Source organism: Micromonospora sp. WMMD729 (assembly GCF_049315225.1).
In the GTDB taxonomy this organism is placed as follows: Bacteria; Actinomycetota; Actinomycetes; order Mycobacteriales; family Micromonosporaceae; genus Micromonospora.
In genome coordinates this window covers 3,493,533-3,511,061 of the sequence record NZ_CP186059.1, presented here as the reverse complement: position 1 = coordinate 3,511,061, position 17,529 = coordinate 3,493,533, and the positions used below count along the sequence as shown (strand labels likewise).

Sequence of the window (17,529 nt, the reverse complement as noted above, 5' to 3'; positions counted from 1 at the left end):
ACCGCCGGCTACGCGCCCGTGGCGTCCCAGACGATGACGTGGACCACGAACGCCTTGTCCGTGCGGCTGTCGTTGGTGATGGTGGCGAACCCGAGGCGGCCCTCGGAGGTGCGGAAGCACCAGTTCGCGCCGGGCGTGAACGAGTCCCGTGCCGTGCCGGTGGCCGACGCGACGCAGTCCGCGTACGCCTGAGCGGGATTGCCGCCGGAGTACGGGTACACGTTGGGGGCGTTGGCGACCTGGACGTTGTCCGAACGGATATCGCCCCAGTCGTGGTAGAGGTCCAGCCCGTCCGTGGCCCCGTCGGAGTGCTTCGGGACGACCTGCTGGCCCGGCCGGTCGACGTCGACGGCGGCCTCGCGGGGCAGCACCACGGTCCGGTCGACGAGGGTGCGGGGCGCGTCCGGGTTCGAACCAGGGGCGGCCTGACTCGCGGGCGGCGCGGCGGGGTCGGTGGTCGGCGAGGGCGCGGCGGCCGATGGCGTGCCCGTCGGCGCCCCGGCGGTGGACGGCGACGTCGACGGTGCGCCGGCGGTGGGTGCCGGCGTCGACGGGTGGTGGAGTTGGGTCGCCAGGACACCGCCGAGCAGCAGGCAGCCCAGCGCCAGCAGGGCGATCGCGACGCGGGTCTGCCGACGCCACAGCCAGAATCCACCGAGCAGCAGGACCGCCGTCAGAGTGAGGGCGAACAACAGCACGTCCCGTTTGAGCCAGCTCTCCACCGCGGTCACCACACCGATGACGTTGGCCGCCACACCGATCACGAAGAGGGTCCGCAGTCGGCGGTCGTCGTCGCCACCGGTCGCCGGGGACTCACCCACCACGTACCTCCATTATGGATATCGCGCGACGGCGCGGGACGGAGGGATCCACCCGCATGATCCCATCGACGCGCTCGTGCGCGCGCCCGCCGCGAACCGTGCGGCGGCCCGTGGGCGAGTCGGCTATCCGACCCGACGCCGGCCCGGCGTGATCTCTCATCCCGGGCACCCTGTTGCCCCCGCCGGGAACGATCCTCTACGGTCTGCTCAAGCGGTGGGCGGTGCGGTCCGCATCCGACCGACACCGCCGGGTGCCCGTCGTGCGGGCCGGGATGGTGGAGTCCCGGGCCACCTCGTCGACGGTCGTCACGGCGGTCGTGTGATCCCAGCTCGTTCGTCCGGGTGGTGCTGCCCGGGGTGGCTCCGCGCGGAGCCGACGGCGAGCCGGCCACGCCGATCCCCACCGGAGAATCCCGTGTTCCTCAGCCCGCACGAGCAGGACCGCCTGCTCGTCCACGTCGCGGCCGATGTCGCCCGCCGCCGCCGCGAGCGCGGCCTGCGACTCAACTATCCCGAAGCCGTCGCGATCATCACCGCCTTCCTGCTCGAAGGGGCCCGGGACGGGCGGTCGGTGGTCGACCTCATGTCGGCCGGCCGGACCGTGCTCGGCCGCGACGACGTCCAGGACGGCATCCCCGAGCTGCTGAGGGAGGTGCAGGTGGAGGCGACGTTCCCGGATGGCACCAAGCTCGTGACGGTGCACCACCCGATCCCGTGATCCCCGGGGAGATCCTGCCGGCGGACAGCCCGGTGGAGATCAACGTGGGCCGGCCGGTGACCACGCTGGTCGTGGTCAACACCGCCGACCGTCCGGTGCAGGTCGGCTCGCACTACCACTTCGCCGAAGCCAACCCGGCCCTGGCCTTCGACCGGGACGTCGCCTGGGGGCAGCGTCTCGCCGTCCCGGCGGGTACCTCGGTCCGGTTCGAACCGGGCGTGAGCCGCAGCGTCGACCTGGTGCCGCTCGGCGGCGCGCGCGTCGTACCGGGCCTGCGCGGCGAGTGTGCCGGGCCGCTGGACGCCGCGTCACCGACCGCGCCGACGACCGACGCGCCGACGACCGACGCGCCGACGACCGACGGGCCGGCGCGGTGAGCGCCGTGCGGCGGGACCGCTACATCGACCTGTACGGGCCCACCACCGGCGACCGCATCCGGCTGGCCGACACCAGCCTGCTGATCGAGGTGGAGACCGACCACTGCGTGGGCGGCGACGAGGCGGTCTTCGGCGGTGGGAAGGTCATCCGCGAGTCGATGGGCCAGTCCCGGGCCACCCGCGCCGAAGGCGCCCTCGACACCGTCATCACCGGCGCGGTGGTGCTCGACCACTGGGGCGTCGTCAAGGCCGACGTGGGCCTGCGGGACGGGCGGATCGTGGCGCTGGGCCGGGCCGGTAACCCGGACACCATGCCCGGTGTCCACCCCGACCTGGTCATCGGACCGGCCACCGAGGTGATCGCCGGCAACGGTCGGATCCTCACCGCAGGCGCCGTCGACACCCACGTGCACTTCATCTGCCCGGAGATCGTCACCGAGGCGCTCGCCAGCGGTGTCACCACGCTCGTCGGCGGCGGCACCGGCCCCGCCGAGGGCACCCGGGCCACCACCGTCACCCCGAACGCCTGGCACCTGGCCCGCATGCACGAGGCGCTGGACACGCTGCCGGTCAACGTCCTGCTGCTCGGCAAGGGCAACACCGTCTCGGAAGAGGCGCTGTGGGAGCAGTTGCGGGCCGGGGCGGGCGGGTTCAAGCTGCACGAGGACTGGGGCACCACCCCGGCGGCCATCGACGCCTGCCTGCGGGTCGCGGACGCCTCCGGCGTACAGGTGTCGATCCACACCGACACCCTCAACGAGGCCGGTTTCGTGGCCGACACGCTGCGGGCGATCGGCGGCCGGGCCATCCACTCGTACCACACCGAGGGTGCGGGCGGCGGGCACGCGCCGGACATCATCACGGTGGCCAGCGAGCCGAACGTGCTGCCGTCGTCGACGAACCCGACCCGGCCGTACACGGCCAACACCCTCGCCGAGCACCTGGACATGCTGATGGTCTGCCACCATCTCAACCCGTCCGTGCCGGAGGACCTGGCCTTCGCCGAGAGCCGCATCCGTCCGTCCACCATGGCCGCCGAGGACCTGCTGCACGACCTCGGCGCGATCTCCATCATCGGCTCCGACGCGCAGGCCATGGGCCGGGTGGGCGAGGTCATCCTGCGCACCTGGCAGAGCGCGCACGTCATGAAGGAGCGGGTGGGCGCGCTGCCCGGCGACGGCGCGGCCGACAACCGCCGGGCCCGGCGGTACGTGGCGAAGTACACCATCTGCGCGGCGATGGCGAACGGGCTGGACGGCGAGATCGGCTCGGTCGAGCCGGGCAAGCTCGCCGACCTGGTGCTGTGGGACCCGGCGTTCTTCGGCGTACGACCGCACCTGGTGCTCAAGGGCGGGATGATCGCGTACGCCCAGATGGGGGACGCCAACGCCTCCATCCCGACACCGCAGCCGATGCTGCCGCGGCCGATGTTCGGGGCGTACGGCGTCGCGGCGGCGGCCACCAGCCTGGCGTTCGTCGCGCCGGCCGCCCTCGACGCCGGGCTGCGCCTGGACGTGCGGCGACGGGTGGTGCCGGTCGCCGACGTGCGCTCGCGGGGCAAGGCCGACCTGCCGGAGAACAACGCGATGCCCCGGATCGAGGTGGACCCGGACACCTTCACGGTGCGGATCGACGGGGAGGTGGTGGAACCGGACCCGGTGCCCCGCCTGCCGATGGCCCAGCGGTACTTCCTGTTCTGATGCCGACGTCGAGCCTGCTCCTGCTGCTCGCCGACGGTCGCTTCCCGGCCGGCGCGCACGCGCACTCCGGCGGCCTGGAGGCCGCCGTCGCCGCCGGCCGGGTCACCGACCTGGCCTCGTTGGAGGCGTTCCTCGTCGGCCGGCTGGCCACCGCCGGTCTGGTGGGCGCGGCGTTCGCGGCGGCGGCGCACCGGACGGTGACGCCGGCCGCCGCGCCCGTCGGGCGCCCGGTCGGCCTCGGCCATCCGGCGCGGCGGGCGACCACGCCGACAGATCCGGGGGTACGCGGGGAGGTGCCGACCGACTCCGCGGTGCGCCGGTGCGTGCTGGCGCGGCTCGACGCGGAACTGGACGCGCGGACCGCGTCGCCGGCGCTGCGGGGGGTGTCCCGCCGACAGGGCCGGGCCCTGCTGCGCGCCGGCCGGGCCATCTGGCCGGACGCGCCGTTCGACGACCTGCCCGCGACACCGCAGGGAACACACCAGCCGTTGGTGCTCGGCCTGCTCTGCGCCGCCGCCGGCCTGAGCCGCGCCGAGACCGCCACGGTCGCCGCCTACGGGACGGTGACCGGCGCGGCCAGTGCCGGCGTACGCCTGCTCGGCCTCGACCCGTACCAGGTGCAGGCCCTGCTGGTCGGTCTCGCCGAGCTGTGCGACGGCACCGCCGCCGACGCGGCCCGGGCCGCCGACGATCCACCCGAGCGGCTGCCCGCGGCCGCCGCGCCCCTTGCCGACATCTACGCCGAAGCTCATGCCACCTGGGAGGTGCGTCTCTTTGCGTCCTGACACCGTTTCGCCGACCGCTGTGCCCACTGCCGAACCGCACGACGAGACCGTTCCGCACACCCACCCCGAGCCGGGGGTGGACCCGCATCCGCCACTGGCGCGGGCCGGCCGGGCGCTGCGCGTCGGCATCGGCGGGCCGGTCGGGTCCGGCAAGACCGCCCTGGTGGCGGCGCTGTGCCGGGCGTTCGCCGGGGAGCTGCGACTCGGCGTGGTCACCAACGACATCTACACCACCGAGGACGCCGACTTCCTCAAGCGGGCCGGCGTGCTGGACCCCACCCGGATCCGTGCCGTGGAGACCGGCTGCTGCCCGCACACCGCCATCCGCGACGACATCGGGGCCAACCTCGACGCCGTGGACGAGCTTGCCGAGACGGTCGGCCCGTTGGACCTGGTCCTGGTCGAGAGCGGCGGTGACAACCTGACCGCCACGTTCAGCCGGGGACTGGTGGACCGGCAGATCTTCGTGGTCGACGTGGCCGGTGGGGACAAGGTGCCCCGCAAGGGCGGCCCCGGGGTCACCTCCGCCGACCTGCTCGTGATCAACAAGACCGATCTGGCGCCCATGGTGGGCGCGGACCTGGCCGTGATGGACCGGGACGCGCGGGCCCGGCGCGGCGACCTGCCGACCGTGTTCCTGTCGATCGTCGGGGACCCGACGGCGGGCCGGGTCGCCGACTGGATCCGCCACGAGCTGGCCCACCACGCCGCGCTGCACCCGATCGCCGCACCGGCTGGCTCGGCCTGATGCGCGCGGTCGCCCGGGTGGTGGCCCGGGCCGACGGCCGGGGCGGCACGGTCCTCGCCGAGTTGCGCGGCGAGACGCCGCTGCTGCTGCGCCAGACGCCCGGGAACGGCCGGATGGCGACCGTGTACGTGGTGGGCGGGGCGGCCGGCCCGCTCGCCGGTGACGACCTGCGCCTGGAGGTCGACGTGGCGCCGGGTGCGGCGGTGCGGGTGCACAGCGTCGCCGCCTCGGTCGCCCTGCCCGGGCGGCCCGGCGCGGTGTCGCGGATGGCCGTACGCGCCGTGGTGCACGACGGTGGCGTCCTGCACTGGCTGCCCGAGCAACTGGTCGCGGCGGCCGGCTGCGCGCACCTCGCCGAGTCCCGGGTCGAGCTGGCCGCGGGGGCGCGGCTGACCTGGCGGGACGAGGTGATATGCGGCCGGTACGGCGAGACGCCCGGGGCCGCCGTCGTACACACCCGGGTCGACTACGACGGCCGGCCGCTGCTGCGCCAGTCGCTGGCGGTCGGCCCGGGTGCGCCCGGCTGGGCCGGCCCGGCGGTGCTCGGCGGCGCGCCGGCCACCGGGTCGCTGCTGGTGGTGGACCCGTCGCGCCCCGCCGAGCCGGCGATGGTCGAGGGCACGCTCGCGCGGCTGCCCCTGGCCGGTGCTCCGGCGACGCTGTTCAGCGCCACCGCGCCCGACGCGCACACGCTGCGCGCCCACCTGTGCGAAGAGGTCGTCGCCTGAGCCGTGGACCGTTGTGCGGAATCTGCGCCCCGGCGCTCGCTTGGCTCCTATCCTCGGAAAACGTGCGATCGCCGGTCGCCGGATGGCTCACAGGAGGCCGTGATGAGTGGCAAGGACCGACCCGAGGGCATCAGTCCGACAGCCGTGGAGGGCGCTCCCGGGCTGTGGCGGGTCGACCTGCAGCGGCACGACCTCAGCATCGAGGGCCGGGAGGTCATCCAGAGTCGGGTCGAGTTCACGCCGGACTCGCCACCGTTCAAGCACTTCCACCCCGGCGAGGAGATCATCTGCGTGCTCCAGGGGTCGCTGGAGTACACCCTCGACGGTCAGCCGCCGGTGGTGTGCCACGTCGGTGACGCCCTGACCGTGCCGTACGGGGTCCACCACCAGGCCCGCAACGTGGGCGACGGGGTGGCCGTCGAGCTGGCCACGTACGTCGTCGAGAAGGGCAAGCCGCTGCTCACCAAGGTGGAGTGAGCCGGGTCAGCGGCGTGGGCCGGCCGCCGCGACGTGGTCGCGGCGGGCGGCCGGGTCGAGGCGGGCGATCAGTTCGGCGAGGTGGTCGAGCAGGGCGGTGTCGGCCGGTACGCCCGCCTCGGCGAGGCTGGCCCGGACCCGCTCGTCGATGCGGGCGTGCTCGCGGCGGCCCCGGGTCGTCAGGTGTGCCCGGATCCGTCGACGGTCCAGCACGTCGATCCGCCGGAACACCAGGTTACGGTCGACGAGCTGGTCGACCAGCTTGGTGAGGGTGCCCGGCGGCAGCGACGCCTCGGCCGACACCTCGCTCATCGGGTGACCCTGACCGTCGGCGAGCAGGCAGAGCACCCGCCACGCCTCGGTGGTCAGCTCGTCGTCGGCCAGTACGGCGGCCATCCGGCGCGAGAGCAGCCGTTCGGCGCGGGTGAGCGAGCGCAGCAGGTCGGCTGGCGCCCCGGGCACGTCTGACATGAAACTCCCTGGGCCGGTGGCCCTGTCATCGTAGCGAGTCGTCCCGGTCCGTGGTGAGGTCTGGTTTTGCGTCGTTGTCCGGGCAATCATGTGCTCATGTCCGCGCCGGCACCGCCGTGGCTCACCGTCGATCGGGCCGTGGTCAGCATCGCGCTGGTGTACCCGATGCGCGGGCCGGCGGGAATGTTCGGCCCGACCTGCGAACTCTGCGCCCAGCTCGCGGTCGAGGAGATCAACGCCGAGGGCGGGGTGTTGGGCCGCGAGGTGCGGCTGGTGCCGGTCGACGGGGGCGCCCCGCCGGCCGAGGTGGCCGCCGAGGTCGAGGCGCTGGTGTCGGTGGGCGCGGTGCAGGGCGTGACCGGTTGGCACATCTCCTCGGTGCGGCAGGCGCTCGCGCCCCGGGTCGCCCATCGCGTGCCGTACGTCTACACCGCCCTGTACGAGGGCGGTGAGCGTACCGAGGGGGTCTACCTGACCAGTGAGACGCCGGACGCCCAGTTGTGGCCGGCGATCCGGCTGCTCGCGGGTGAGCTGGGTGTCCGGCGCTGGTTCGTGGTCGGCAACGACTACGTGTGGCCCCGGCGCACCGCGCGGGCGACCCAGCGGTACGCGGTGCGCGGCGGCGGCCGGGTGGTGGGGCAGGCGTTCCTGCCGTTGGAGACGCACGACTTCGACGACGTGCTGCGCCAGATCGAGCGCAGCGAGGCCGACGCGGTGGTGATGCTGCTCGTCGGCGCGGACGCGGTGCGCTTCAACCGGGCGTTCGCCCGGGCCGGGATGGACCAGCGTTGCCTGCGGTTGAGCACCCTGATGGACGAGAACATGCTGCTGGCCAGCGGTGCGGGCGCGACGCGGCGGCTGTACAGCACCGCGGGCTTCTTCGCCGGCCTGGTGACCCAGGAGAATCTCGACTTCCACGGTGAGTTCGCCCGCCGGTTCGGGGTGGAGGCGCCGCCGCTGGGCAGTCTGGGGGAGTCCTGCTACGAGGGTGTCATGCTGCTCGCCGCCCTGATCGCGCAGGCCCGCACCCTCGACGTACGGGCGATCGAGACGGCCGCCGACACGGTGGCGTACCACGGGCCGCGCGGTCGGCTGCGGCTGCGTCGGCGGCACGTCCGCCAGCGGATCTACCTCGCCGAGGCGGACGGTCTCGACTTCAGCGTGCTCGCCCAGCTCTGACCGGCCGTCCGGACCCTTGACAGGTCCACCGGGCCCGGTCCTAAGATACTTCCTGCGTGAAGTATCTGGCTCGGGGCCGGATGCCACGATTGTGTCCCCCGTCGGCGGAAATCTGTCCGCCGACCATTGTGGTGACCATTTCTTCAGCGCATTAATCACTGCCGGCATCGTCGTGCGAAGACGATGTCGGCCATTGTGGTGTGCCCGCTCTCCAGGTGCCGGGGAAACAGTCAATTAAGGACTGGGAAACACTCACGCAATCATGCCGGTCGACGCTTTGCGTGCCCGTACCCGATGCGATGACGGCAGTCGGCGTCCACCCGTCGACACCCGACATCGCCAACGTCAGCTCCACCGGACCGCACCGACCGTCCTTTCGCAACCTGAGTGCACCGCAGGGAGATTAGATGTCACTTCTTTGGGGCCGCCGCATCCTGGCGGGTGCCATGACCCTGGTCGCCGCGGCCGCCATGACCGCGTGCGGCAGCAAGACCAGTGACGAGGGCGGCGCGGCCGGCGTCACCGCCGACGTCTCCGGCGACACCGTCAAGGTGGGCCTGCTCAACTCGCTCTCCGGCACCATGGCGATCAGCGAGGTCACCGTCCGCGACTCGATCATGCTCGCCGTCGAGGAGATCAACGCGGCCGGCGGCGTCCTCGGTAAGAAGATCCAACCGGTCGGGGAGGACGGCGCCTCGGACTGGCCCACCTTCGCCGAGAAGGCCGAGAAGCTCATCTCCGAGGACCGGGTCGCCGCCGTCTTCGGCTGCTGGACGTCGGCCAGCCGCAAGGCGGTCAAGCCGGTGTTCGAGAAGAACAAGGCGCTGCTGTTCTATCCGGTGCAGTACGAGGGTCTGGAGCAGTCGCCCTACATCTTCTACACGGGTGCGACGACCAACCAGCAGATCGTCCCGGGGCTCGACTACCTCAAGGCCCAGGGAACGAAGTCGGTCTACCTGGTCGGCAGCGACTACGTGTTCCCCCGGACGGCCAACAAAATCATCAAGGCGTACGCGGCGGCGAACGGTATGACCGTGGTCGGCGAGGATTACGCGCCGCTCGGTTCCACCGAATTCGGCACGATCGTCAACAAGGTCAAGTCCTCCGGCGCGAAGGCCGTCTTCAACACCCTCAACGGTGACAGCAACGTGGCCTTCTTCAAGGAATACAAGTCGGCCGGACTGACCGCCGCCGCCATGCCGGTGGTGTCGGTGTCCATCGCCGAGGAGGAGGTCAAGGGCATCGGCACCCAGTACCTGGAGGGTCAGCTCACCGCCTGGAACTACTACCAGACCACGCCCGGCGCGGCGAACAGCAAGTTCGTGGCCGCGTACAAGGCGAAGTACGGCGCGGACAAGCCGACGAGCGACCCGATGGAGGCCGCCTACGTCAGCGTCTACCTGTGGAAGGCGATGGTCGAGAAGGCCGGCGCGTTCGACGTCGAGAAGGTCCGGTCCGCCTCCGACGGGATCACCTTCGACGCGCCGGAGGGCCTGGTCACCGTCGACGGCAAGACCCAGCACATCGCCAAGACCGCCCGGATCGGGAAGATCGGCGCGGACGGTCTGATCACCGAGGTGTGGAACTCCGGCAAGCCGGTCGCGCCGGACCCGTACCTGAAGACCTACCCGTGGGCGAGCGGCCTGAGCTGACGACGCCGGCCCGGGCGGGCGGCGCGACGACGCCCGCCCCGCCCGGGCCTCCCGACCAGCAGTACGGAGTACCCACCGTGACAGTCCTCTTCGGTCAACTCTTCACCGGCATCAGCATCGGCGCGGTGCTGCTGCTCATCGCGCTCGGGCTGGCGCTGACCTTCGGCCAGATGAACGTCATCAACATGGCCCACGGCGAGTTCATCATGGCCGGCGCCTACACCACGTACGTGCTGCAACAGAGCATCACCGGGGCCGGTGTGTCCCTGCTGGTGGCGTTGCCGGTGGCGTTCGTGGTCGCCGGCACGATGGGTGTGCTGCTGGAGGTCCTGCTGATCCGCCGGCTCTACGCCCGCCCGCTGGACACCCTGCTGGTCACCTGGGGCGTGTCCCTGATGCTGCAGCAGCTCGCCCGGGACGTCTTCGGCAGCCCGAACGTGCAGACCCGCGCGCCGGACCTGCTCACCGGCAACGTGGCGTTGCCCGGCGGGCTGACCGTCGCCAACAACCGGCTGTTCATCCTGGCCCTGGCGCTGGCCGCCGTCGCCGCGCTCACCCTGGCGCTGCGGCTCACCCCGCTGGGGCGGCGGGTCCGCGCGGTGGTGCAGAACCGCGACCTCGCCGCGGTGTCCGGCATCCCCACCGCCCGGGTCGACCGGACGACGTTCTTCATCGGCTCCGGCCTGGCCGGGCTCGCCGGGGTGGCGCTCACCCTGCTCGGCCCGATCGGCCCGACCATGGGCACCAACCTGATCATCGACGCCTTCCTGGTCGTCGTGGTCGGCGGGATCGGCCAGCTCAAGGGCAGCGTGATCGTCGCCTTCGCCCTCGGCGTGCTCCAGGCCACCGGGGAGTACCTCACCACCCTCAGCGTCGCCAAGGTGATCGTGTTCGTGGCGATCGTCGCGTTCCTCCAGTGGCGGCCACAGGGCCTGTTCACCCTGCGGACCAGGAGCCTCGCATGACCGCCGTGACACCCGCGCCGCCCAGCACCGCCGTACCACCGGCCCCGGCCGACGCCCCGCCACCGAAGCGGCCCGGCGGCCGTTCGCGGCTGCGCGCGGCGGCCGGCTTCGCGTTCGGCGCGGCGCTGCTGTTCGCCGTCGCACCGCTGGCGTTGTCGGACTTCCGGCTGGCCCTGCTCGCCAAGTACCTCTGCGTCGCCATGGTGGCGGTCGGCATCGGCATCGCCTGGGGGCGCGGCGGCATGCTCACCCTCGGTCAGGGCGTCTTCTTCGGCCTCGGCGGCTACGCGATGGCCATGCATCTCAAGCTCGCCGACGCGGGTCCCGGTGGGATGCCCGACTTCATGCAGCTGTACGGGCAGCTCGACGAACTGCCCCTGTGGTGGCGGCCGTTCGCCAGCCCGTGGTTCGCGCTGCCGGCCACCGTGCTGCTGCCGATGGCCGTCGCCTTCGGGCTCGGCTCGCTGGTGTTCCGCCGCCGCGTGCGGGGCGCGTACTTCGCCATCCTCAGCCAGGCCCTCGCCGCCGCCATGGTGATCCTGCTGGTCGGCCAGCAGGGGACCACGGGCGGCACCAACGGGCTCACCGACATCCAGGGCTTCTTCGGGTACGACCTCGACGACCCGGTCAACCAGCGGATGGTCTACTTCATCATCGCCGGTGTGCTGCTGGCGCTGCTCGCCCTGGCCCGCCAACTCATCCACAGCCGCTACGGCGAGCTGCTGGTGGCGGTGCGCGACAGCGAGGAGCGGGTCCGCTTCCTCGGCTACGACCCGGCGTCGGTCAAGCTCGTCGCGTACGTGGTGGCGGCCGGGATGGCGGGCCTGGCCGGTGCGCTGTTCGTGCCGGCGGTGGGCATCATCTCGCCCGCCCTCATCGGCATCGTCCCGTCGATCGAGTTCGTCATCGGGGTCGCGGTGGGTGGTCGGGCCACACTGCTCGGGCCGGTGCTCGGCGCGGTCGCGGTGGCCTGGGCGCGTACCGCCCTCTCCGAACGGTTCCCGGGCACCTGGACGTACCTCCAGGGGTTGCTCTTCGTGGTGGTGGTGGCGTTCCTTCCCGGCGGCCTGGCGTCGCTGTGGGCGCTGGCCCGCCGCCGCGACGCGGACCCCGCGTCGCAGCGGCGCTGGTGGTCGGCGCTGGCCCGACGACGCGCCGAGCGGGCGGAGGTGGCGGCTCCATGAGCGGCGACCGACTGGACGGGCTGTCCGTCCGGGACGTGCGGGTCAGCTTCGACGGGTTCACCGCGGTCGACGGCGTCTCGCTGGAGGTGCCCGCCGGGGACATCCGGTTCCTGATCGGGCCGAACGGCGCGGGCAAGACCACCCTGGTGGACGCGATCACCGGCCTGGTGCGGGCCACCGGTTCGGTCTGCTTCGGTGACCAGGAGCTGCTGGGTCGACCGGTGCACCGGATCAGCCGCCTCGGCGTCGGGCGGACGTTCCAGACGTCGACGATCTTCGAAGAGCTGTCGGTGGTGCAGAACCTCGACATCGCGGCGGGCGCCCGGCGAAGCTGGGCCACCCTGGCCCGGCGTCGGCGGGGCATCCCCGACGAGGTGGCCGCCGCGCTGGAGACCATCGGGTTGACCGACCGGGCCGACCAGCTCGCCGGCACGCTCGCGCACGGGCAGAAGCAGTGGTTGGAGATCGGCATGCTGCTGGTGCAGGACGCGCGACTGCTGCTGCTCGACGAGCCGGTCGCCGGGATGAGCCACGAGGAACGCGACGCCACGGGCGCCCTGTTGGAGACGGTGAGCCGCGACCGCACGGTCGTGGTGATCGAGCACGACATGGACTTCCTGCGCCGCTTCGCGCGCAGCGTCACCGTGCTGCACGCGGGGAAGGTGCTCAGCGAGGGCACCGTGGCGCAGGTCCAGGCTGACCCGCGCGTACAGGAGGTCTACCTTGGCCACCCGGTCGACGCCGGGTCGGTCCCCAGTTCTCTGGAGGCATGATGCTGACCCTGCGTGGGGTGCACGCCGGTTACGGGCGGTCCCGGGTGCTGCACGGGGTGGACCTCGCCGTCCCGCCCGACGGGGTGGCCGCGGTGCTCGGGCACAACGGCGCCGGCAAGAGCACCCTGCTGCGGGTCGCGGCGGGCCTGTTGCGCCCGAGCGCCGGCACGGTCGAGTTGGACGGCGAGGACGTCACCCGGCTCGCGCCGCACGAGCGCGTGGCGCGCGGGATGGCGTACGTGCCGCAGGGCCAGCAGTGCTTCCCGCACCTCACGGCGGCGGAGAACCTGCGCCTGGTCGCCGACGGGCGGCGCGACGGCGCGGTGGCCACCGCGGAGGTGCTGGACCTGTTCCCAGCGCTGCGCCCGCTGCTGCGGCGGCGGGCCGGGTTGCTCTCCGGTGGGCAGCGCCAGCAACTCGCCCTCGCGCGCGCGTTGATCACCCGGCCGCGGCTGCTCATGCTGGATGAGCCGACCGAGGGCATCCAGCCGTCGGTGGTCGCCGAGATCCAGGAGCGGATCGTCGAGCTGACCCGGCAGTCCGGCTTCAGCGTGCTGCTCGTCGAACAGCACCTCGGATTCGCGCTGCGGGTGGCGAACCGTTACCACGTCCTGGAATCCGGCCGGGTCACGTCGCACGGCGACGGGGGAGTCACGGCGGAGCGGGAGGTCCGGGCGGCCCTGGCGGTCTGAGCCACCGGTCAGGTCGTCGGCGCGGGACCGGTCGAGTCGCGCACCACCAGCAGGTGGCCGGTGGCGCGGCGGCGGGGTCGCGCCGCGCGGGGCCTGAGGGCCAGCACGAGCGCGGTGCGGCCCATCTCGGTCAGCGGCAGCCGGATGGTGGTGAGGCTGGGCGCGAGGTCGGCGGCGACGGAGACGTCGTCGAAGCCGACCACGGAGATCCGCGCCGGTACCGGCACCCGGCGCGAGCGCAGCGTGGACAGCACGCCCATCGCCATGGCGTCGTTCAGCGCGACGATCGCCGTGGTCCGCGGGTGTTCGTTGAGGATCCGTTCGGTGGCGGCCCGCCCGCCATCCCGGGTGAAATCACCGTGCACGACCGCCAGGTCGGCGGGGGGCAGTCCGCGCTCGCGCAGCGCGGACCGCACGCCGGCGAGCCGGTCGGCGACCGTGGTGAGGCCGGCGCTGCCGGCGGCGACCGCGATGTGCCGGTGACCGAGGTCCAGCAGGTGCGCGGCGAGCGCGCGGCCACCGGCCTCGTTGTCCGGCAGGACGGCGTCGACGCCGAGCGCGTGCCGGCCGATGGCGGCGACCCGGCCACCGTGCTCCTGGAAGGCGGCCAGCTCGGCGCGGGCCTCGGCCTCCACCTTCGGGTCGTCGAACCCCGAGCCGCTGATCAGGATGACGCCGACCCGCTGGGCGATCAGGTGGCGCAGTTGCCGCAGCTCGTAGGCCGGGTCCCGGCCGGACTGGCAGATCTGTACCAGCAGCCCCTCTTCGGCGGCGAGCTGGATCACCCCGGCGGCGATCTCGGCGAAGTACGGGTCGTCGACCTGGTGGACGACGAGTCCGACGGTGGACCGGGCGCCCCCGGCCAAGGTGCGGGCGTACGGGTTGGCGACGTAGCCCAGTTCCTGGGCGATCAGCCGGATCCGGTCGGCCACCTCGGTGCTGACCCCGTCGCGGCCGGCCAGGGCCCGGGAGGCGGTGGCCAGTGAGACGCCTGCGCGTTCGGCCACCTCCACGAGGCGCGGCCGCTGGCCGGCTCTGGGCATGCGCACCTCCCTGGGGGCATCCATGGGACCCGATCTATTGCCAGTGACGATCGTCGAAGCCTAGGGTACGTAAGCGCTTACGTAGCCGTCACCGGCGCGTGCCGCGAAACGAGGTGAACGATGTCCAGAGCCCGAATCGTCGCCGTCTCGCTCCTGGTGGTCGGCGTGCTGACCGGCCTCGGCGTACCGCCCGCGCAGGCGGACCGGGGCATCGCGCACGACGTGCACCCGGCGCTGCGGGCGCACCTGGTCGCCGCGTACGACTTCGACCATCCGGTGCCGGGTGACCCGGCGCTCGAACGTGACCAGGGCCGCTCCGGCACCGAGATCGAGCTGGTCAACGGCGGCGCGCCGATGCGGGTGCCCGACCACGCGTACCGGGGCAGCGGCAACGCCGTGCAGACCCGGCAGGTCGCCCCGACCGTCGCCGGCAACGACGACTGGAAGGCCGGCACCTGGTCGGCCAGCGGGGTACGGACGCTGCGCGCGTTCAGCGCCACCGGTGGCACCACCATCATGGGCTGGTTCAAGCTGGACATGGACCTCCCGGCGCTCAACTCCACCACCGCCGATCCGACCGACCGGTACAACGCGATCGGCCTCGCCGGCCTGCTCACCGGCGACTCCGACGGGCACGGCGTCCGGGCCCTGCTGGAGCTGATCGACGTCGACGGCGAACTGCGCCTCGTCGCGCTCGGCCGCCGCCTCGACGGGGGAAACTCGCAGACGTTCGCGGCCCGGCAGGACTGGCGCGAGCTGCTGCCGGCGGGGGAGTGGGTGCACCTCGCCGCCACCTTCGACTTCGGCACCGGCGCGCTGGCCCTCTACCGCAACGGCGAACCCGTCGAGGGCTTCTACACGCGTGCCGACGACCCGTGGCTGGTGGCGGGGCCCGGCCCGCACCTGACCACCGCCTCCGATCCCCGGGGCATCAAGATCGGCGGGAGCTTCCCGCAGAACACGCTGGAACGTAACCCCTGCGACTGCCGGATGGACGGCCTGCTGTTCCTCGACAGCGTCGTCTCCGCGTCCGACGTGCGCCGGCAGTACCGGCACCTGGCCCGCTGACCACCCTCGGCACCGTCCCACCGAGAAGGAGACACGCGTGCGCACCCTCCACCACCGACCCACTCTGCGGGCCGCCCTCACCGCCCTCGTCCTGGTGCTGTCCACACTCGTCGCCGCGCCCGCCCGGGCCGACGGCGCGGTCTACGACCCGATCCCCGCGATGCCGAGCCAGTCCCGCCTCGGGCTGGTTCTCGACCGGTACGCGACCTTCCCGCAGTCGTACCCGACCCCCGCGCCGACCGACCAGCGGCTCATGCGGACCGCCCGGATCAACACCATCATGGAGCTGCCGGACGGCTCCGGCCGGCGCGCGGTACCCGACCTGAACGGCAACCTCTACCTGGTCGAGAACGGCGTGCCGCACGTCTACCTGGACATGGCCGCGACGTTCGCGCCGCAGTTCTTCTCCGGTCGGGGGCTCGGCCAGGGCTTCGGCTACGTCGCCTTCCACCCCGAGTTCGGCGTCAACGGCCGGTTCTACACCATCCACACCGAGCTGGCGTCGGCGGCGACCACCCCACCCGACTACGCCCAGGCCGGCACGATCTACCACGGCGTCATCACCGAGTGGACGGCCGCCGACCCGGCCGCCGACACCTTCGCCGGCACTCGACGTGAGGTGCTGCGCATCGGCTTCGGTGGACAGGTGCACGGCATCCAGGAGATCAACTTCAATCCCACGGCGAAGCGCCACGACCGTGACTACGGCCTGCTCTACCTCGCCGTCGGCGACGGTGGCCTGGGCGTGCGCAACACCGACCCGCAGAACCTGGGCCTGCCGCACGGCAAGCTGCTGCGCATCGACCCCCGGGGCACCACCTCCGCCAACGGCCGGTACGGCATCCCCGTCGACAACCCGTTCGTCGACCGGGACGGGGCGCTCGGCGAGATCTACGCCGTGGGCTTCCGCGACCCGCACCGGTTCAGTTGGGACCGGGCGACCGGCCGGATGTACCTCGGGCACATCGGTGAACACGCCGTCGAGGCGATCTACGAGGTCCGCGCGGGCGACAACTTCGGCTGGAGCGAGCGCGAGGGCTCGTTCGTGTTCGACAAGGCGGCCACCAACCCGTGCGACCGGCTGTTCCCCCTGCCGGCCGACGACGAGCGCTTCGGCTACACCTACCCGGTCGCCGCGTACGACCATGATCCGGCCGCGGACTGGAACTGCACCGCGGACGTCGGCGTCGCGGTGGCCGGCGGTTTCGTCTACCGCGGGCGCGCGGTCCCGGCGCTGCGCGGCAAGTACGTCTTCGGTGATCTGGTCGACGGCCGGGTGCTCTACACCGAGGCGAGCGAGATGCGCCGGGGCCACGGTCTCGCCCCGATCCACCAGCTCGCGCTCTTCGACGCCGCCGGCTCCCCGGTGCGGATGCGGGACCTCTCCGGGCCGGGTGCGCCCGGCGACCCCAACCGGGTCGACCTGCGCTTCGGCACCGACGCGGCCGGCGAGCTGTACCTGGTCGCCAAGGCCAACGGCACGATCTGGAAGGTGACCGGCACCCGGGAGTTCGCCGGCGGCGACGTCGGCCGCACCACCCTGCGGCACACCGCCGGCGCCGCGAACTGGGCGCCGGTGACGCCCGCGAAGTGGCAGTTCACCCGTGACGAGATCATCCTCGCCGAGGCCGGCGAGAGCCGGCCGGGCCCGCGTCGGCCCTTCGAGTACGCGATGCTGACCGCCGGCCCGGCCTGGTCGTCGGTGCAGGTCGACGCCCGGGTACGCCTCGACACCCCGGTCGACGTCAGCAACCGGGACGTGATCATCGTGTTCGGCTGGCGCTCGGACACCGAGTTCTACTACGCCCACCTCTCCACCGACAACACGATCTATCCGCACAACGGCATCTTCAAGGTGAACAACGCCGACCGCGAGCGCATCGACCACCAGTGGAACGGCCGCTCCCGGGGCGCGAACCCGGCGATCACCGACGCCGCCTGGCACCGGGTGCGCGTCGTGCACCTGCCGGCGACCGGCGAGATCGCCGTCTACGTCGACGGACACCGGGACCCGCTGCTGACCGCGAAGGACACCACCTTCGGCTCGGGTCGGGTCGGCTTCGGCTCGTTCGACAACGTGGGCCGACTGCGCCACCTCACCGTCACGGGTACGCCGGCCTGAGGCTCGTGGGGACGGTGGTCGCCGTC

The 17,529-nt window shown here is 72.7% G+C and carries 18 protein-coding genes; 15 read left to right on the top strand and 3 right to left on the bottom strand.

Annotated elements, in window-relative coordinates; genetic code table 11:
* Positions 1 to 8: 8 nt before the first annotated feature.
* Positions 9 to 821 (bottom strand): hypothetical protein, encoded by an 813-nt coding sequence (locus tag ACN263_RS16245; RefSeq protein WP_422735139.1) that lies wholly within the window; start codon positions 819 to 821, stop codon positions 9 to 11.
* 415 nt (positions 822 to 1,236) lie between these two features.
* On the opposite strand from ACN263_RS16245, the gene ACN263_RS16240 reads away from it, so the two are divergent.
* The 7 genes from ACN263_RS16240 to ACN263_RS16210 all read left to right on the top strand — a co-directional run bounded on the left by ACN263_RS16240 (position 1,237) and on the right by ACN263_RS16210 (position 6,354).
* Complete coding sequence (locus tag ACN263_RS16240; RefSeq protein WP_222957358.1) at positions 1,237 to 1,539, top strand: urease subunit gamma; 303 nt, start codon at positions 1,237 to 1,239, stop codon at positions 1,537 to 1,539.
* Complete coding sequence (locus ACN263_RS16235; protein ID WP_422735138.1) at positions 1,536 to 1,916, top strand: urease subunit beta; 381 nt, start codon at positions 1,536 to 1,538, stop codon at positions 1,914 to 1,916. Before ACN263_RS16240 ends, ACN263_RS16235 begins: the two co-directional genes overlap by 4 nt.
* Positions 1,913 to 3,616 carry an urease subunit alpha gene (locus tag ACN263_RS16230; protein WP_422735137.1) on the top strand — a complete coding sequence of 568 codons (1,704 nt, stop codon included), beginning with the start codon at positions 1,913 to 1,915 and terminating at the stop codon, positions 3,614 to 3,616. The genes ACN263_RS16235 and ACN263_RS16230 overlap by 4 nt, the downstream gene beginning before the upstream one ends.
* Positions 3,616 to 4,401 (top strand): urease accessory protein UreF, encoded by a 786-nt coding sequence (locus tag ACN263_RS16225; RefSeq protein WP_422735136.1) that lies wholly within the window; start codon positions 3,616 to 3,618, stop codon positions 4,399 to 4,401. Before ACN263_RS16230 ends, ACN263_RS16225 begins: the two co-directional genes overlap by 1 nt.
* A complete protein-coding gene (gene ureG, locus ACN263_RS16220; RefSeq protein WP_422735135.1) occupies positions 4,391 to 5,149 on the top strand; it encodes an urease accessory protein UreG in 759 nt (252 codons plus the stop codon). The genes ACN263_RS16225 and ureG overlap by 11 nt, the downstream gene beginning before the upstream one ends.
* Positions 5,149 to 5,877, top strand: a complete 729-nt coding sequence (locus ACN263_RS16215) for an urease accessory protein UreD (protein ID WP_422735134.1) — start codon at positions 5,149 to 5,151, stop codon at positions 5,875 to 5,877. Before ureG ends, ACN263_RS16215 begins: the two co-directional genes overlap by 1 nt.
* A gap of 102 nt (positions 5,878 to 5,979) precedes the next feature.
* Positions 5,980 to 6,354, top strand: a complete 375-nt coding sequence (locus tag ACN263_RS16210) for a cupin domain-containing protein (protein WP_422735133.1) — start codon at positions 5,980 to 5,982, stop codon at positions 6,352 to 6,354.
* Positions 6,355 to 6,360: 6 nt separating this feature from the next.
* Here the strand turns inward: ACN263_RS16210 and ACN263_RS16205 are convergent, their stop codons facing one another.
* Positions 6,361 to 6,825: a MarR family winged helix-turn-helix transcriptional regulator gene (locus ACN263_RS16205; RefSeq protein WP_422735132.1), complete on the bottom strand. Its 465-nt coding sequence runs from the start codon at positions 6,823 to 6,825 to the stop codon at positions 6,361 to 6,363.
* A gap of 96 nt (positions 6,826 to 6,921) precedes the next feature.
* Between ACN263_RS16205 and ACN263_RS16200 the strand changes: the two genes are divergently transcribed.
* From ACN263_RS16200 to urtE, 6 genes are all read left to right on the top strand, one after another.
* On the top strand, positions 6,922 to 8,004 hold the full coding sequence (locus tag ACN263_RS16200) for a substrate-binding domain-containing protein (RefSeq protein WP_422735131.1): 1,083 nt from the start codon (positions 6,922 to 6,924) through the stop codon (positions 8,002 to 8,004).
* Between the two features lie 407 nt (positions 8,005 to 8,411).
* Entirely contained in the window at positions 8,412 to 9,656 is a 1,245-nt protein-coding gene (gene urtA / locus ACN263_RS16195) for an urea ABC transporter substrate-binding protein (protein ID WP_422735130.1), read from the top strand.
* Entirely contained in the window at positions 9,635 to 10,621 is a 987-nt protein-coding gene (urtB, locus tag ACN263_RS16190) for an urea ABC transporter permease subunit UrtB (protein WP_422735129.1), read from the top strand. Before urtA ends, urtB begins: the two co-directional genes overlap by 22 nt.
* Entirely contained in the window at positions 10,618 to 11,805 is a 1,188-nt protein-coding gene (urtC, locus tag ACN263_RS16185; RefSeq protein ID WP_422735128.1) for an urea ABC transporter permease subunit UrtC, read from the top strand. Before urtB ends, urtC begins: the two co-directional genes overlap by 4 nt.
* Positions 11,802 to 12,578, top strand: coding sequence for an urea ABC transporter ATP-binding protein UrtD (gene urtD / locus ACN263_RS16180; RefSeq protein WP_422735127.1), 777 nt, complete (start codon positions 11,802 to 11,804; stop codon positions 12,576 to 12,578). Before urtC ends, urtD begins: the two co-directional genes overlap by 4 nt.
* Positions 12,575 to 13,270, top strand: coding sequence for an urea ABC transporter ATP-binding subunit UrtE (gene urtE, locus ACN263_RS16175; protein ID WP_422735126.1), 696 nt, complete (start codon positions 12,575 to 12,577; stop codon positions 13,268 to 13,270). The genes urtD and urtE overlap by 4 nt, the downstream gene beginning before the upstream one ends.
* A gap of 8 nt (positions 13,271 to 13,278) precedes the next feature.
* Here urtE and ACN263_RS16170 read toward each other — a convergent pair whose 3' ends face one another.
* Complete coding sequence (locus ACN263_RS16170) at positions 13,279 to 14,313, bottom strand: LacI family DNA-binding transcriptional regulator (protein WP_422735125.1); 1,035 nt, start codon at positions 14,311 to 14,313, stop codon at positions 13,279 to 13,281.
* 120 nt (positions 14,314 to 14,433) lie between these two features.
* Here ACN263_RS16170 and ACN263_RS16165 point away from each other — a divergent pair, with 120 nt between their 5' ends.
* Both ACN263_RS16165 and ACN263_RS16160 read left to right on the top strand, forming a co-directional pair.
* A complete protein-coding gene (locus tag ACN263_RS16165) occupies positions 14,434 to 15,381 on the top strand; it encodes a LamG-like jellyroll fold domain-containing protein (protein WP_422735124.1) in 948 nt (315 codons plus the stop codon).
* Between the two features lie 37 nt (positions 15,382 to 15,418).
* Positions 15,419 to 17,503: a PQQ-dependent sugar dehydrogenase gene (locus ACN263_RS16160; protein ID WP_422735123.1), complete on the top strand. Its 2,085-nt coding sequence runs from the start codon at positions 15,419 to 15,421 to the stop codon at positions 17,501 to 17,503.
* Positions 17,504 to 17,529: the final 26 nt, after the last annotated feature.

Coding starts and splice junctions, on each gene's coding strand:
- ACN263_RS16215 (WP_422735134.1), top strand. CDS start 5,149: ATGCGCGCGGTCGCCCGGGTGGTGGCCCGGGCCGACGGCCGGGGCGGC.
- urtE (WP_422735126.1), top strand. CDS start 12,575: ATGATGCTGACCCTGCGTGGGGTGCACGCCGGTTACGGGCGGTCCCGG.
- ACN263_RS16200 (WP_422735131.1), top strand. CDS start 6,922: ATGTCCGCGCCGGCACCGCCGTGGCTCACCGTCGATCGGGCCGTGGTC.
- urtC (WP_422735128.1), top strand. CDS start 10,618: ATGACCGCCGTGACACCCGCGCCGCCCAGCACCGCCGTACCACCGGCC.
- ACN263_RS16225 (WP_422735136.1), top strand. CDS start 3,616: ATGCCGACGTCGAGCCTGCTCCTGCTGCTCGCCGACGGTCGCTTCCCG.
- urtA (WP_422735130.1), top strand. CDS start 8,412: ATGTCACTTCTTTGGGGCCGCCGCATCCTGGCGGGTGCCATGACCCTG.
- ACN263_RS16210 (WP_422735133.1), top strand. CDS start 5,980: ATGAGTGGCAAGGACCGACCCGAGGGCATCAGTCCGACAGCCGTGGAG.
- ACN263_RS16170 (WP_422735125.1), bottom strand. CDS start 14,313: ATGCCCAGAGCCGGCCAGCGGCCGCGCCTCGTGGAGGTGGCCGAACGC.
- ACN263_RS16205 (WP_422735132.1), bottom strand. CDS start 6,825: ATGTCAGACGTGCCCGGGGCGCCAGCCGACCTGCTGCGCTCGCTCACC.
- urtD (WP_422735127.1), top strand. CDS start 11,802: ATGAGCGGCGACCGACTGGACGGGCTGTCCGTCCGGGACGTGCGGGTC.
- ACN263_RS16165 (WP_422735124.1), top strand. CDS start 14,434: ATGTCCAGAGCCCGAATCGTCGCCGTCTCGCTCCTGGTGGTCGGCGTG.